This is a genomic window from Phycicoccus sp. Soil748 (genome assembly GCF_001428025.1).
Lineage (GTDB): Bacteria > Actinomycetota > Actinomycetes > Actinomycetales > Dermatophilaceae > Pedococcus.
Genome location: NZ_LMSC01000008.1, coordinates 764 through 15,988 on the forward strand (window position 1 = coordinate 764; position 15,225 = coordinate 15,988).

The window sequence follows — 15,225 nt, forward strand, 5'->3', positions numbered from 1 at the left end:
ATACATGCCGCGGATATATCGAGTCGATACACCGGTNATGACGCATCGCCGACGGCGCCGGGAGGGCCGGGGGACCTCCTCGTTCCTGAGCGGCGGACCCGCTCCGATGAGGCAATCCACAGGTCAGCCGTCATACTGAGCCTCAGTTGTCGGGGACCGGGCCACTGCTGGACGCAGTGGCCCGACACCTGCTGTCTGCCGATCGGAAGGCCCCATGAGCTCCTCACGTCCCAAGACGCGCGCCCAGGCGAAGGCGGGCGGAGACCGTCGTGCCGGGGGCCCGAAGCCCCCGCAGAGCCGCAAGAAGCTGTGGGCCAAGCGGCTCGGCATCGTGGCGCTGGCCGGCTTCGTCCTGGCGATCGCGGGCTTCTTCGTCGCCTACGCCCTGATCAAGGCGCCGGAGCCCAACGACCTCGCGAGCGCGCAGGCCTCGGTCATCTACTACGCCGACGGCAAGACCGAGATCGACCGGATCAGCGAGGTCAACCGCGAGTCGGTCAAGCTCTCGCAGGTGCCTGTCGCCGTCCGGCGTGCCCACCTCGCGGCCGAGGACCGCAGCTTCTACCGCAACTCCGGCATCAGCCCGAGCGGTATCGCGCGTGCGGTCTGGGTGGGGCTGCGCGGCGGGGCCACCCAGGGNCGCAAGGGCAAGGAGATCATCATCTCCATCAAGATCGCGAAGCAGAAGTCCAAGGACCAGATCCTCGAGGACTACCTCAACACCATCTACTACGGCCGGGGCGCCTACGGCATCCAGACCGCGTCCAAGGCCTACTTCAACAAGGACGTCTCCAAGCTCACGCCGTCCGAGGGCGCCCTGCTCGCCTCGGTGATCCGCGGTCCGTCGTTCTACGACCCTGGCCTGGGCAAGCAGCAGGAGCAGAACGCCAGGGACCGCTGGACCTACGTCATGGACGGCATGAAGACCGAGGGCTGGATCTCGGCCGCCGACCGCGCCCAGGCGACCTTCCCCAAGGTCGTGACCTACAAGCCCCGGAAGGCCGCGAGCGGCCCCAACGGCTTCATCACCCAGGCCGTCAAGGACGAGCTCAAGGGCAAGCTCAAGCTCTCGGACGCCGACATCGACCGTGGCGGCTACAAGATCGTCACGACGATCGACAAGAAGGCCCAGGACGCCGCGGTCGCCGCGATCCGGGACCGGATGCCGACCGGCAAGGACGCGAGCACCCTGCGCGTCGGGCTCACCTCGATCAAGCCCGGAGACGGTGCGGTCGTGGCGATGTACGGCGGCGCGGACTACCGCAAGGAGCAGTTCAACACCGCGACCCAGGCCACCATGCAGGCCGGGTCGACGTTCAAGATCTTCACCCTGCTGGCCGCGGTGTCGGCGAAGGACCCGATCAGCACGAAGACGAAGTTCGACGGCCGGTCGCCGCAGTACTTCAAGGAGTTCGAGGACTCGGGTGCTTCGACCGACTTCCTGCGGCGCGGTGGGGTGCGCAACTTCGGTCCCTTCCCGGGTGAGCAGTTCGGCAACATCGACCTGCGCACGGCGACCGGCCACTCGGTCAACACCGTCTACGCGCAGCTCAACATCAAGGTCGGCCCCAAGGCGACGCGTGACGCCGCCGTCGCTGCCGGCCTGCCGGCCAAGGGCCTCGGCACCAACTACGCCAACGTCCTCGGCACCTCGCACGTCAAGATCATCGACATGGCCAACGCCTACGCCACGATCGCCGCGAAGGGCCAGCGGGTGACGCCGTACTTCATCCGGACCGTCAAGGGCGGTCCCGGCGAGCTCAACTACAAGGCCAAGCCGGCCAAGAAGGCCGCCTTCGACCCCGAGGTCATCGCCGACGTGACCGATGCGATGCAGCAGCCGATCAAGAACGGCACCGCGGAGTTCGCCCAGAACCTCGGCCGCCCCGCGGCGGGCAAGACCGGTACGACCACCGACAACAAGGCCGCGTGGTTCGACGGGTTCACCCCGCAGCTGGCGACGGCGGTCGGCATCTACAGCACCGGCAAGAACGGCGCCGAGCTGTCGATGAACGACGTCAACGGCGTCGAGCTGACCGGTGGCACCGTCCCGGTGCGGATCTGGACCGACTTCATGAAGGACGCCCTCGACGGCCAGAAGGTGCTCGACTTCCCGGCGCGCGCCGGCGTCGGCGACGACCAGGTGTACACCCCGCCCCCGCCGCCGCCGAGCACGTCGTCCACGACGAGCACCACGACGACGACCACGACGACCACCACCACCAGCACGACGACCACGCCGTCGACGACGAAGACGACGAAGCCCTCGCCGACGAGGACCAGGACGAACCCACCGCCGTCCCCGTCGACGACGGTGACGATCCCGGTGCCCGGCGGCACGGGGGCGCAGGGCACGCCCACGGCGCAGAGCTCCCCCACGACGCAGTGACGCGCCAGCGGGACGTGCTGCCGAGCAGCTCGCTGGCGGTCGTCGGCGGGCCGCTCGGCCGCCATGCCTCGGCGCGGGCGACCTCGTGGCTCGCGACGGTCGTGCCGCTGCTGGTCGCGGGGGCGGCGACGACGGCGCTGTCCGTCGTCGAGCGTGCCCACTGCGTCCAGAAGGGCTGGAACGGCTCCGACCAGTTCTGGCACGCCTGCTTCTCCGACCTGCCGGCGCAGTACCAGCTCGGCAACCTCGGCTCAGGCCTCGCGTCGTACGTCGGCGGTGACGGTGCACGGGCCGACCACCCGGTGCTCACCGGTGCCGTCATGGCCTGGCTCGGGGGCCTCGTGCCGGACGGCTCGCTGCTCGACCAGACGCGGTGGTACTTCGCGCTGTGGGCGCTGCTCGGTGCAGCCCTCGTCGTCGCGACCGTCTACCTCACGGCGGCCTCACGCCCGTACCACGCGGCCGACGCCGCGCACGTGGCGCTCAGCCCGGTCCTGCTCCTCGCCGCCTTGGTGTCCCCGGACCTGTTCGGGGTGGCGCTGGCCAGCGCGGGCCTGTGGGCGTGGGCGCGTCGCCGACCCGTCGTGGCCGGCGTGCTGCTCGGCCTCGCGGTGGTGGCGCGGACCTACCCCCTGCTGATCCTGCTGGCACTGGTCGTCCTCGGCGTGCGCAGCGGCCGGCTCGCGGCCGTGCGCCGCACCCTGCTCGCCGCTGCGGGGGCCGTCGCGATCGTCATGCTGCCCTTCCTCGTCGGCCACCCCTCGGCGATCCTGCGCTCGACGCAGGTGTGGTGGGACAGCGCCGCCGGCCTCGGCTCGGTGTGGATGGTGCCGCAGCTGCTCGGCCACCCGCTGCCCACCGGCCCGACCACCCTGGTCACCGTGGTCGGCCTCGCCGTGGCCGTGGTGGCGGGCACGCTGTTCGCGCTCGGCACCGACCGCCGCCCCACCGTGGCCGAGGTGGTCCTGGTCCTGGTCGGGCTCTCGCTGCTCGCCGGCAAGTCGTTCCCCGTGCAGGCGTCGCTGTGGCTGGTGCCCCTGGTCGCCCTGTACGGCGTCCGCTGGCGCGACCACCTCGTGTGGGCCGGTGCCGAGGCGCTGCACTTCCTCGCGGTGTGGCTCTACGTCGCTGGCCTGTCCAAGCCCGACCGCGGCCTGCCCGCCGGCTGGTACGCCGCGTTCCTGCTCCTGCGCGTTGCCTCGGTCGGCTACCTCGTGTGGCGGGTCTGGCGCACCGCCTCCCGTCGAGCCCCCGAGCCGCTGCCCGCCCCGACCCCCAGCGAGCCTGGGCCTTTGCTGGATGCGGCGGACCAGGACCCGTCGGATCCAGCAAGGACCGCGGTGGGGGACCTCGACGAGGTCGACGAGGTCGACGGGGAGTTCGCCGGGGCGCCGGACCGGCTGATCGTCCGCCTGGCCTGAGGCCCCGGGAGCCTGTGGACAAGTGATTCGGCGTTGTCGCCCGCGCCCGGTACCCTTGTCCAGTTCCCCCGAGGCTCGCCCACCGGTGCGCCCCAGGGGTTCGCACTGCAACCCTCCTGTCACGGAGAGACCGTGACCGCCATAGACCAAAGGAGGCGGGTTATCAGCATGCGTCAGTACGAACTCATGGTCATCCTCGACCCCGAGCTGGACGACCGCACGGTCGCTCCGTCGCTCGACAAGTTCCTCACCGTCATCACCAAGGACAAGGGCACCGTCGACAACGTTGACATCTGGGGCCGTCGTCGCCTGGCTTTCGAGATCAAGAAGAAGGCCGAGGGCATCTACGCCGTCGTCAACTTCACCGCGGAGCCGGCCACGGCCAAGGAGCTCGACCGCCAGCTCGGCCTCAACGAGTCGGTCATGCGCACCAAGCTCCTGCGCCCCGGCGCCTGAGCAGCCAGACTCTGCACCTGCACCACCCGTTCCACCAGACCTGACCTACCGAACAGGGGACACGCTTCATGGCTGGCGACACCATCATCACGGTCATCGGCAACATCACCGGCGACCCCGAGCTGCGCTTCACCCCCTCGGGTGCTGCCGTCGCGAACTTCACCGTGGCCTCCACGCCGCGGCAGTTCGACCGGCAGTCCAACGAGTGGAAGGACGGGGAGACCCTGTTCATGCGCTGCTCGGTGTGGCGCGACGCTGCCGAGAACGTGGCCGAGTCCCTCCAGCGGGGCACCCGGGTCATCGTCTCCGGCCGCCTGAAGTCTCGTTCGTACGAGACCAAGGAGGGCGAGAAGCGCACCGTCGTCGAGATGGAGGTCGACGAGGTCGGCCCGTCCCTGCGCTACGCGACGGCAAAGGTCAACCGCACCCAGCGCGGCACCGGCGGCGGAGGCTTCTCCGGCGGCGGCCAGCAGGGTGGTGGCGGCGCCGCTGGTGGAGGTTATGGCGGCGGCCAGCAGGAGGACCCCTGGGCGACCGGGCCCTCCGCCGGCGGCCAGGGTGGTTCGCAGGGCTCCCCGCAGGGTGGCGGCCAGCAGGGTGGCGGTTGGGGCGGCGGCGCGCCGTCCTACGACGAGCCCCCCTTCTGACCGGACCGGTCCCACCGGTACGCCGTCGGGTCGCGTTCGGACCGAACGCCCCCGCACGCCGTACCCACCACTGCCGAGCCGGCTGACACCGGCCAGGCAGGACACACTCGAAGAACACCATCCCTGGGAGACCAGGGCTCATCCGCGAAGACACTTCGCAGAAGGAGAGCACCACGATGGCCAAGCCCGTTGTGCGCAAGCCCAAGAAGAAGGCCAACCCGCTGAAGGCGGCGAAGGTCGAGAACATCGACTACAAGGACACCGCGCTGCTGCGCAAGTTCATCTCCGACCGCGGCAAGATCCGCGCGCGTCGGGTGACCGGTGTGTCCGTCCAGGAGCAGCGGCTCATCGCCACCGCGGTCAAGAACGCCCGCGAGATGGCGCTGCTGCCCTACTCCAGCTCGTCCCGCTGAGCCGGGGACCAGGAAGGAACTGACATGAAGGTCATCCTCACGCACGAGGTCTCCAGCCTCGGCAACCCCGGCGACGTCGTCGACGTCAAGGACGGGTACGCCCGCAACTTCCTGTTCCGCCGTGGCCTGGCCACCGCGTGGACCAAGGGTGGGCAGAAGGAGGTCGACGCGATCAACAAGGGCCGTGAGGTCCGCGCCGTGAAGACCCTCGACGAGGCCAAGTCCATCAAGGGCAACCTCGAGAACAAGGCCGTCAAGGTCGTCGCGCACGCCGGCACCGGCGGCCGCCTCTTCGGCGCCGTCTCCACCGCCGACGTCGCCTCCGCGGTCAAGGCCGCAGGCGGCCCGGAGCTCGACCGCCGCAAGATCGAGATCACCACCCCGATCAAGTCGGTCGGCACCCACGAGGCGCTCGTGCGCCTGCACCCCGAGGTTCAGGCCACCCTGAAGCTCGACGTGGTCGCCGGCTGATCGTCCGTTCGGCTCGAAAGGCCCGGTTCCCCCGCAGGGGGGACCGGGCCTTTCGTATAGTCGGCAGCCGCACAGTCGCCACAGCTGCCGGGGGGCGGCTGCACCAGGCGCCAGACCACACGGGGGAGAAGCATGTCCGGATCGTTGTTCGAGCCGAGCCGTCCTGAGCGGTCGGAGGGGGACCAGCCCGCCGAGCCCTACCGGCCGTCGGCCTACCAGTCCCAGTACGCCGCGGGATACCCCTCCCAGGAGGCCCTCGCCGCGCACGCCGCAGGGGACCACGGTTCTCACGGCCGCCCGCCCGAGGACGACGACGCGCCGCTGCTCGGCGGTCCGGCCCCGGCCCGCCGTCGTGGGCGGACGGTCGCCTTGGTGGGCGGCCTGCTCGGGATCGTCGTGCTCGGCAGCGGTGGCGCCTTCGCGTACTCCGCGCTGAGCGGTGGCGGCGCGCAGCCCGAGTCGGTGCTGCCGTCGACGGCCGTGGCGTTCGCCAAGGTCGACCTCGACCCGTCGGCCGGCCAGAAGATCGACGCCGTCCGCTTCCTGCGCAGCTTCCCGAAGGTCAAGGGCCAGGTGTCGGAGGACTCCGACCTGCGCAAGGTGGCCTTCGAGGCCCTGCAGAAGGACGGCAACCTCAAGGACGTCGACTACGCCAAGGACGTGGAGCCCTGGCTGGGCCAGCGCCTCGGCATCGCGCTCGTCCCGGGCGCCACCGCCAAGGACGAGCCGACCCCGGTCCTCGCCCTGGCGGTCACCGACGCCGGTGCGGCGAAGAAGAGCCTCCCGTCGGTCGCGTCCGGCCTCGGCGGCGCCTGCCGCGTGCTGGAGGACTACGCCGTGTGCACCGAGGGCAAGGACGGGGCCGCGCTCGACGCCGTCGTCACGGCGACCGAGAAGGGGTCGCTCGCCGACGCCCCCACCTTCCGCCAGGACATGGATGCCCTCGGTGAGGACGGCGTCGCGGCCGCGTGGTTCGACTCCGACAAGGCGACCCCCTTGATGGCGACGCTGGGCGGCGCCGCGGGGGTGCTGCCCTCCGGCGCGGCCAACCCGACCGGCAGCGGCCGGACCGCGGTCGCGCTGCGGTTCGACGGGCCCAACCTCGAGCTCGCCGGCCACGTCAACGGCGCGAAGACCCAGTTCATGGGCACCCAGCGGGTCGGCGCCGCGCTCAGCGGGCTCCCGGACGACACCCTGGCCGCGATCAGCGTCGCCAACGCGGGCGACCAGCTCAAGGCGGGGTGGCCGGAGGTCGAGAAGAGCCTGCGCGCGACGCTCGGCACCAAGGAGTTCGACGACGGTCTCAAGCAGGTCGAGGACATGCTCGGCATCTCGGTGCCGGACGACCTCGCCGCCGCCCTGGGCAGCCAGTTCACCGTGGCGTTCGGCGGGATGGGCTCGGACGGTGCGCCGAAGGTCGCCATCGTCGGCAACGGCGACCAGGCCGTGCTGCAGAAGATCGCCACGGCCGGGTCGGGCCTGACCTCCCCCGACGGGGTGGCGTTCCGCCCGGGTCAGGGACGGTCCGTGCTCGCGCTCACGGACGACTACGCCACCCAGGTGTCGACCGGCAAGGGCCTCGGCGAGATGCCCGGGTTCAAGGACTCCGTCCGTGACGTCGACAAGGCCCGGGTGGCCGGGTACGTCGACATCTCCGGGCTGGTCGCGGCGTTCAAGGACGAGTCACCCTCGTCCAAGCAGGACGCCGCCGACATCGCGAACCTGGCGGCGCTCGGGTTCACCGCCTCCGGTGAGGGCAACAGCGCCGACTTCTCGGTGCGGCTCACGACCAAGTAGTCCCCCCGGCCGGGACGCACGGCCACGCAGCCGAGGGCAGGACCGCGAGGCCCGCCTCCCCACCCGGGGACGGCGGGCCTCAGCGTTCGTCGACCATGACCTCGATGCTGTAGCTCGACGCCTTGTAGCAGTGGTCGCCGTACTCGACCGCGTTGCCGGCTGCGTCGAAGGCGCTGCGGCTCATGGTCAGCACCGGCTCGGTGCCACGGATCTGCAGGTGCCGGCGCTCGGCGGCGGTCGGCATCCGCGCCCCGATGACCTGGTGGGCCACGACGGGTCGCACGCCGCGCGCGCGCAGCACGGCGTACAGGCCCTCGTGCTCGAGCTGCTCGCGGGTGAGGTCGCCGAAGGTCGTCGGCAGCCAGTTGCGCATGACGGCCAGGGGGGTCGCGTCGGCGGTCCGCAGCCGGACGACGTGCAGCAGCTCGGCCTCGGGCGGCAGGTCGAGGGCAGCCGCCGCGTGCTCGTCGCGCACCACCTCGAGCGAGAGCACCCGGGTGGTGGGCGCGTCACCGGAGCGGGTGAGGTCGTCCCACAGGCTGGTGAGCTCGGCCCGGCGGTGCACCTTGCGGTTGGCGACCGTGGTGCCGAGCCCGCGGCGGCGCACGAGCAGGCCCTGGGCGACCAGGTCCTGGAACGCGCGGCGCACGGTCGGGCGCGACAGCCCGAGGCGTTCGCCGAGGGCCACCTCGTTCTCGAACGGGTCGCCCGGCTGGAGCCGACCGGCCGTCACGGCGGCGGCCAGCTGCTGCGCGAGCTGGTGGTAGAGCGGCACGGGGGAGGTGCGGTCGATCTGCACCTCGATCTGCACCCCGAGCTGCCTGGCCATGGGCGACAGGGTAGCGGCAGAGCGTTCTGAGGCGATGACATGAGAATGTCAGGACATTTGGTTGACAGGGTGGTCCGCGGTTGCCACGCTGGCCACCATGCGCATCGGCCTTGCGGGCGTCGGACGGATCGGCGCCTTCCACACCGAGACCCTCAGGGCGCTCGACGCCGTGGACGAGCTCGTCGTCACCGACGCCAACGCCGAGGTCGGCCGCGGGGTCGCGGCACGGCTCGGCGTGGGGTGGGCCGACAACCCCCGGGCGATGCTCGCCGAGGGGGTCGACGGGTTCGTCGTGGCCGCGGCCACCAACGCCCATGCCTCCCTGCTGCGGGCCGGGCTCGAGGCCGGGGTGCCGACCTTCTGCGAGAAGCCGGTCGCGGGCACCCTCGCCGAGAGCATCGAGCTGGCGAAGCTGGCCGCCAGCGTCGACGTGCCCGTGCACGTGGGGTTCCAGCGCCGCTTCGACGCCGGCTACCGGCGGGCCGCCGAGGTGGTCCGCAGCGGTGACCTCGGGTTCGTGCACACGCTGCGGGCGGTCACCGGCGACGAGGCCCCGCCCCACGCGGCATACATCCCCACCAGCGGCGGCATCTTCCGCGACTGCAACGTCCACGACTTCGACATCATCCGGTTCGTCACCGGCCGCGAGGTCGTCTCGGTCTTCGCGACCGGCTCCAACCGCGGTGAGGCGTTCTTCGGCCAGGCGGGTGACGTCGACACCGCGGCCGCGGTGCTCACCCTCGACGACGGCACGCTCGCCCAGGTCTCGTCCACGCGCTACAACGGCGCCGGGCACGACGTCCGGCTGGAGGTCGTCGGCAGCACCGGCAGCATCGCCGTCGGCCTCGACGACTCGCTGGCCCTCACCTCGGCCGAGCCCGGGGTCACCTTCCCGCCCGGGCCGGTGCACCACTCGTTCATGGACCGGTTCCTGCCGGCGTACCGCGCCGAGCTCACCGCCTTCGCCGACGTCGTCCGGGGGCTGCGCCCGTCGCCGTGCACCGTGGCCGACGCCCTCGAGGCGTTCCGGGTCGCCGAGGCCTGCGACATCTCGCGCCGCGAGGGCCGCGTCGTGCGGCTGGACGAGGTGGACTCGCTGTGACGGCGCGGCCGTTGGCGGAGCGTGTGGCGGGGGCGCCGATCTCGTGGGGCGTGTGCGAGGTGCCCGGGTGGGGCTGGCAGTACGACCCGGAGACGGTGCTCGCCCAGATGCAGGCCGTGGGGCTGCGCGCGACGGAGTTCGGGCCCGACGGGTTCCTCCCCGACGACGCCGCCGAGCGCTCGCGGGTGCTCGCCGCGCACGGGCTCTCGGCCGTGGCGCAGTTCGTGCCGGTGGTCGTGCACGACCCCGGGCACGACCCGCTGCCCGAGGCGCAGGAGGCGATGGCGGCGCTCGCGGAGGCCGGCGCGTCGGTGGTGGTGCTCGCCGCGGCCTCGGGGCGTGAGGGGTACGACGCGCGCCCGGTGCTCGACGACGCGGCGTGGGCGACGCTCCTCGCCAACCTCGACCGGCTCGACGACGCGGCGCGCAGCCACGGGCTCACCGCGACCCTGCACCCGCACGTCGGCACCATGGTCGAGACCGGGGAGGAGACCGCGCGGGTGCTCGCCGGCAGCCGCATCGCCCTCTGCCTCGACACCGGCCACCTGCTCATCGGCGGCGGCGACCCGGTGGCCCTGGCGGTCGAGCACCCCGAGCGCATCGCCCACGTCCACCTCAAGGACGTCCGCCTCGACCGGGCCCGACAGGTGCAGTCGGGCGAGGCGACCTACACCGAGGCGGTGCGCGACGGGATGTACGTCCCACTGGGCCAGGGCGACGTCGACGTCGCCGCCATCGTCCGCTCCCTCGAGGGTCAAGGGTATGCCGGCTGGTATGTCCTCGAGCAGGACACCATCCTGACGAGCGACCCCGGCGCGGTTGGCTCCGGCGCGGGTGGCTCCGGCGAGAACGCGCCCGGGTCGGGCGGGCCGCTGGAGTCCGTGCGGACGAGCCTGGCCCACCTGCTCGCGGTGGCGCCGGTGGCGCCGTACGACCTCGTGGCGATCGGCCGCACCGGGGTCGACATCTACCCGCTCCAGCACGGGGTGGGACTGGAGGACGTCGAGACGTTCCAGAAGTTCCTCGGGGGCAGCGCCACCAACGTGTCCGTCGCCGCGGCGCGGTACGGGCTGCGCACGGCCCTCATCACCCGCACGGGGGACGACCCGTTCGGCCGCTACGTGCACCGGGCGCTGCGCGAGCTCGGCGTGGACGACCGCTTCGTGACCGCGGTCGACGGACCACCCACCCCGGTGACGTTCTGCGAGGTGCACCCGCCGGACGACTTCCCGCTGTGGTTCTACCGCTACCCCATCGCCCCCGACCTGATGATCGAGGCGGACGAGCTCCCGCTCGAGGCGATCCGGGACGCGCGGATCCTGTGGGCCACGGTGACCGGCCTGTCGCAGGAGCCCAGCCGGGCGGCCCACTTCGCCGCGTGGGCGGCCCGCGGGCGCGCGGCCCACACCGTCCTCGACCTCGACTACCGGCCCATGTTCTGGCCGCACCCCGAGGAGGCCAGCGCCCAGGTGGCTGCCGCCCTCGAGCACGTCACCGTCGCGGTGGGCAACCGTGAGGAGTGCGAGGTGGCGGTCGGCGAGGTCGAGCCCCACCGTGCCGCGGACGCCCTGCTCGACCGGGGCGTGTCCCTCGCCGTCGTCAAGCAGGGGCCGAAGGGCGTGCTGGCGGCGACGCGCCAGGAGCGGGTCGAGGTGCCGGCGTTCCCCGTGGAGGTCGTCAACGGCCTCGGCGCGGGGGACGCGTTCGGGGGTGCCCTCTGCCACGGCCTGCTCAGCGGCTGGGACCTGCGCCGGACCCTGGAGTTCGCCAACGTCGCCGGCGCGGTCGTCGCCTCGAAGCTGGAGTGCTCCACCGCCATGCCGACCGAGCAAGAGGTCCTCGCCCTGCTCGCCGTGAGCCGGGCATGACCACCACCGGTCGCGTGTCGGTCGCCGAGCTCACCGAGATCCGCGCCCGCGAGCCTGCCCGGATCCGCGACGCCTGGGAGAACCGGTGCCTGCGGCCGCTGGTCCGCGACGACGGGCGGCTCCTGCTCGTGGCGGCCGACCACCCCGCGCGGGCCGCCCTCGGCGTGCGTGACCAGCCGCGGGCCATGGCCAGCCGGGTCGACCTGCTCGGGCGGCTCGTGACCGCCCTGTCGCGCCCCGGTGTCGACGGCGTCCTCGGGACCCCTGACGTCCTCGACGACCTGCTCCTCCTCGGTGCCCTCGAGGGGAAGGTCGCCATCGGGTCGATGAACCGGGGCGGCCTGCAGGGGGCCACGTTCGAGCTCGACGACCGGTTCACCGCCTACCGCGCCCGCGACCTCGCCGCGAACGGCCTCGACGGCGGCAAGATGCTCACCCGGATCTGCTTCGACGACCCGGGCACCGTCGCCACCCTCGAGGCGAGCGCGCAGGCGGTGACCGAGCTGGCCGAGCACGGCCTCATGGCGATGGTGGAGCCGTTCCTGTCCCAGCGCCGTGACGGGCGGGTCGTCAACCTGCTCGACCCCGACTCGGTCATCACCTCGATCGGCGTGGCGTCGGCGCTGGGCGCGTCGAGCGCCCACACCTGGCTCAAGCTGCCGGTCGTCGACGACCTGCCCCGGGTCATGGAGGCGACGACGCTGCCCACCCTGCTGCTGGGGGGCGACCCGGACGGCGACCCGCGCGACACCTACGCCTCGTGGGGGCGGGCGCTGGAGCTCCCCGCCGTACGCGGGCTCGTGGTCGGGCGTGCGCTGCTCTACCCGCCCGACGGCGACGTCGCCGCAGCGGTGGACATCGCGGCCGACCTCGTGCACGGTGGCGCCTCGTGAGCGACGACGCGCGCTGGGTGCTCCCGCGGGGTTCGGCGGCCCGCGACGGCTGGGACCTCGTGGTCGACGCCGAGACCCCGGGCTGGCGCCACACCGGCCTGTCCGTCGTGGCGCTCGGCGACGGTCAGCGCCGCGAGGTCAGCGCACCCGACCGTGAGCACCTCGTCGTCCCGCTGTCGGGTTCCGTCCTCGTCGAGTCGGGCGCCGACCGGGCCGAGCTCGCCGGGCGCGACTCGGTGTTCGCAGGACCCACGGACGTGACGTACGTCGCGAGCGGCCGAGACCTGTCCCTCACCGCCACCGGCGGCCCGGCGCGGGTGGCCGTGTGCTCAGCGGTCACGACGGCGGGGGACCTGCCGCCGACTCCCTCCTTCCGGCACCTCGCCGCCGCCGAGGTGCCGGTCGAGCTGCGGGGGGCCGGCGCGGCGAGCCGGGAGGTGCGGAACTTCGGCATCCCCGGGGTGCTCGAGGCCGACTCGCTGATCGCCTGCGAGGTGGTGACGCCTGCGGGCAACTGGAGCTCCTACCCGCCGCACAAGCACGACGAGGAGCGGCCGGGCGTGGAGACCGAGCTCGAGGAGATCTACTACTTCGAGGTCCAGGTGACCGAAGGGTCCCAGGCCTCGGCGGACCCGAACCCGGATCCCGTGGGCTACCAACGGGTCTACGGCACCGCCGACCGACCGATCGACGTGCTCGCCGAGGTGCGCAGCGGCGACGTCGTGCTCGTGCCGCACGGGTGGCACGGGCCGTCGATGGCGCCCCCCGGCTACGACCTCTACTACCTCAACGTCATGGCCGGTCCCGGGGCCGAGCGCGCTTGGCTGATCTGCGACGACCCGGCCCACGGCTGGGTGCGCGCGACGTGGGAGGGCCAAGCCGTCGACCCCCGACTTCCCCTGGGAGGCAACCGATGACGTCGCACGACGGATCGACGGCGGACGCCGACGGCACCGTACGGCTCACGGTGGCGCAGGCGCTGGTGCGGTTCCTCGCCCAGCAGTGGACCGAGCGCGACGGTGACCGGCAGAAGCTGTTCGCCGGCTGCCTCGGCATCTTCGGCCACGGCAACGTCGCCGGGATCGGGCAGGCGCTGCTGCAGGGTGAGCTCGGCGACGGCTCGGCCGCCCACGACGAGCACCTGCCCTACGTCCTCGTCCGCAACGAGCAGGCCATGGTCCACACGGCGGTGGGCTTCGCGCGGCAGAAGGACCGCCTGCAGACCTGGGCCTGCACCGCGTCGGTGGGACCCGGTTCGACCAACATGCTCACCGGTGCGGCGCTCGCCACCATCAACCGGATCCCGGTGCTGCTGTTGCCTTCCGGCACGTTCGCGACGCGGGTGTCGGCGCCGGTGCTGCAGGAGCTCGAGCAGCCGTACGCCGTCGACGTCACCGTCAACGACGCCTTCCGGCCGCTGTCGGCCTTCTTCGACCGCGTGCAGCGTCCCGAGCAGCTGCCGTCGGCCCTGCTGGCGGCCATGCGGGTGCTCACCGACCCGGCCGCGACCGGCGCCGTGACGATCGCGCTGCCGCAGGACGTGCAGGCCGAGGCCTTCGACTGGCCGGTCGAGCTCTTCGCCGAACGGGTCTGGCGGGTGGCCCGTCCGGTGCCCGAGGCGGTGGACATCGCCGACGCCGCAGCGCTGATCCGTTCTGCCGCAAGACCGTTCGTCGTGGCCGGTGGAGGGGTGCACTACTCGGGCGCGGAGGGGGCGCTGGGCGCCTTCTGCGACGCCACCGGTGTCCCGGTCGGCGAGACGCAGGCGGGCAAGGGGTCGCTGCCGCACGGGCACCCGCAGCTCATGGGCGCCGTGGGCTCGACCGGGACCACTGCTGCCAACGCGCTGGCGGCCGAGGCCGATGTCGTCGTCGGTGTCGGCACCCGGTGGAGCGACTTCACCACGGCGTCGCGAACGGCCTTCCAGGACAAGGGAGTCCGGTTCGTCAACATCAACGTCGCGCGGTTCGACGCGGGGAAGCAGGCGGGTCTGCCCGTGGTGGCCGATGCGCGTGAGGCCCTGACCGCGCTGACGTCCGCCCTGGAGGGGTATGCAGTCGAGCCGGCCCACCGCGACCGCCAGGCGGCGCTCTGGCGCGAGTGGGACGCGCGCGTCGAGGCGGCATACCACCCCGCGGCAGAGGTGACCGGGGCGTTGGCGCCGGGCCTGCTCACCCAGGCCGAGGTGCTCGGTGTGGTCAACGAGCTCACCGACCCGCGCGACGTCGTCCTGTGCGCGGCCGGCTCCATGCCGGGCGACCTGCACAAGCTGTGGCGGGTCCGCGACCGCAAGGGCTACCACGTCGAGTACGGCTACTCCTGCATGGGATACGAGGTCCCTGCCTCCATCGGGATCCGTCTCGCGGACCCGAGCCGCGACGTCTTCGCCATGGTCGGCGACGGCGGCTACCTGATGATGCCGACCGAGCTGGTGACGGCGGTGCAGGAGCGGGTCAAGGTCGTCGTCGTCCTCGTGCAGAACCACGGGTTCCACTCGATCGGGTCGCTGTCGGAGTCGCTGGGCTCACAGCGTTTCGGCACGAGCTACCGCTTCCGCGACACGGGTTCCGGTCGGTTGGAGGGGCCACGGCTGCCGGTGGACCTGGCCGCCAACGCCCGCAGCCTCGGTGCCCACGTCATCGAGGTGCACTCGCGATCCGAGCTGGAGCAGGCGGTCAAGGAGGCGAAGGCGGCACCGGCCGACGGCGGCCCGGTCGTCATCCACGTCGAGACCGACCCCACGGTGCACGCGCCTGACAGCGGCAGCTGGTGGGACGTGCCGGTGGCCCAGGTCGCCGAGCTGGACTCGACGCGTCGGGCCCACGCCGAGTACGTCGAGCACAAGCAGCGGCAGCGCCCCCTGGTCGGTCCCCAGGACGGCTGAGGTCCCCCACCTGCCGGGCCCCGCGCCGGCCGGGCCGTGGCCCGCGCTTGACGGT

General features: G+C 72.5%; 13 protein-coding genes and 2 pseudogenes. 14 read left to right on the top strand and 1 reads right to left on the bottom strand.

Features of this window, described 5'->3' with window-relative positions:
- Nucleotides 1-214 precede the first annotated feature (214 nt).
- From ASG70_RS20410 to ASG70_RS12540, 8 genes and pseudogenes are all read left to right on the top strand, one after another.
- The coding region (locus ASG70_RS20410) for a transglycosylase domain-containing protein (RefSeq protein WP_369818910.1) at nt 215-639 on the top strand (425 nt) is incomplete at its 3' end.
- 1 nt (nt 640) lies between these two features.
- Nucleotides 641-2,389, top strand: a pseudogene (locus tag ASG70_RS20415) (transglycosylase domain-containing protein); the annotation flags it as partial.
- Nucleotides 2,386-3,810 carry a glycosyltransferase 87 family protein gene (locus tag ASG70_RS12515; RefSeq protein ID WP_056884207.1) on the top strand — a complete coding sequence of 475 codons (1,425 nt, stop codon included), beginning with the start codon at nt 2,386-2,388 and terminating at the stop codon, nt 3,808-3,810. The pseudogene ASG70_RS20415 and the gene ASG70_RS12515, both read left to right, overlap by 4 nt.
- A gap of 168 nt (nt 3,811-3,978) precedes the next feature.
- Nucleotides 3,979-4,266: a 30S ribosomal protein S6 gene (rpsF, locus tag ASG70_RS12520; protein ID WP_056884208.1), complete on the top strand. Its 288-nt coding sequence runs from the start codon at nt 3,979-3,981 to the stop codon at nt 4,264-4,266.
- A 68-nt stretch (nt 4,267-4,334) separates the two neighbouring features.
- On the top strand, nt 4,335-4,913 hold the full coding sequence (locus tag ASG70_RS12525) for a single-stranded DNA-binding protein (RefSeq protein ID WP_056884209.1): 579 nt from the start codon (nt 4,335-4,337) through the stop codon (nt 4,911-4,913).
- 176 nt (nt 4,914-5,089) lie between these two features.
- Nucleotides 5,090-5,326: a 30S ribosomal protein S18 gene (rpsR, locus tag ASG70_RS12530; RefSeq protein ID WP_056884210.1), complete on the top strand. Its 237-nt coding sequence runs from the start codon at nt 5,090-5,092 to the stop codon at nt 5,324-5,326.
- 24 nt (nt 5,327-5,350) lie between these two features.
- Nucleotides 5,351-5,797 (top strand): 50S ribosomal protein L9, encoded by a 447-nt coding sequence (gene rplI, locus ASG70_RS12535; protein WP_056884211.1) that lies wholly within the window; start codon nt 5,351-5,353, stop codon nt 5,795-5,797.
- A gap of 132 nt (nt 5,798-5,929) precedes the next feature.
- Nucleotides 5,930-7,594 (top strand): DUF3352 domain-containing protein, encoded by a 1,665-nt coding sequence (locus ASG70_RS12540; protein ID WP_056884212.1) that lies wholly within the window; start codon nt 5,930-5,932, stop codon nt 7,592-7,594.
- A gap of 79 nt (nt 7,595-7,673) precedes the next feature.
- Here the strand turns inward: ASG70_RS12540 and ASG70_RS12545 are convergent, their stop codons facing one another.
- The gene (locus ASG70_RS12545) at nt 7,674-8,423 is read right to left on the bottom strand and encodes a GntR family transcriptional regulator (protein ID WP_056884213.1); all 750 of its coding nucleotides are present in this window, start codon (nt 8,421-8,423) and stop codon (nt 7,674-7,676) included.
- Nucleotides 8,424-8,520: 97 nt separating this feature from the next.
- Here ASG70_RS12545 and ASG70_RS12550 point away from each other — a divergent pair, with 97 nt between their 5' ends.
- The 6 genes and pseudogenes from ASG70_RS12550 to iolD all read left to right on the top strand — a co-directional run bounded on the left by ASG70_RS12550 (nt 8,521) and on the right by iolD (nt 15,170).
- Nucleotides 8,521-9,525, top strand: coding sequence for a Gfo/Idh/MocA family oxidoreductase (locus ASG70_RS12550; RefSeq protein ID WP_056884214.1), 1,005 nt, complete (start codon nt 8,521-8,523; stop codon nt 9,523-9,525).
- Nucleotides 9,526-9,632: 107 nt separating this feature from the next.
- Nucleotides 9,633-10,253: pseudogene (locus ASG70_RS19675) on the top strand (TIM barrel protein); the annotation flags it as partial.
- Nucleotides 10,254-10,436: 183 nt separating this feature from the next.
- Complete coding sequence (gene iolC, locus ASG70_RS19680) at nt 10,437-11,393, top strand: 5-dehydro-2-deoxygluconokinase (protein WP_200949288.1); 957 nt, start codon at nt 10,437-10,439, stop codon at nt 11,391-11,393.
- Nucleotides 11,390-12,286 carry a hypothetical protein gene (locus ASG70_RS12560; protein ID WP_056884215.1) on the top strand — a complete coding sequence of 299 codons (897 nt, stop codon included), beginning with the start codon at nt 11,390-11,392 and terminating at the stop codon, nt 12,284-12,286. The genes iolC and ASG70_RS12560 overlap by 4 nt, the downstream gene beginning before the upstream one ends.
- The gene (gene iolB, locus ASG70_RS12565; RefSeq protein ID WP_056884216.1) at nt 12,283-13,203 is read left to right on the top strand and encodes a 5-deoxy-glucuronate isomerase; all 921 of its coding nucleotides are present in this window, start codon (nt 12,283-12,285) and stop codon (nt 13,201-13,203) included. Before ASG70_RS12560 ends, iolB begins: the two co-directional genes overlap by 4 nt.
- Nucleotides 13,200-15,170: a 3D-(3,5/4)-trihydroxycyclohexane-1,2-dione acylhydrolase (decyclizing) gene (gene iolD / locus ASG70_RS12570; protein WP_056884217.1), complete on the top strand. Its 1,971-nt coding sequence runs from the start codon at nt 13,200-13,202 to the stop codon at nt 15,168-15,170. Before iolB ends, iolD begins: the two co-directional genes overlap by 4 nt.
- The last annotated feature ends 55 nt before the right edge of the window (nt 15,171-15,225 follow it).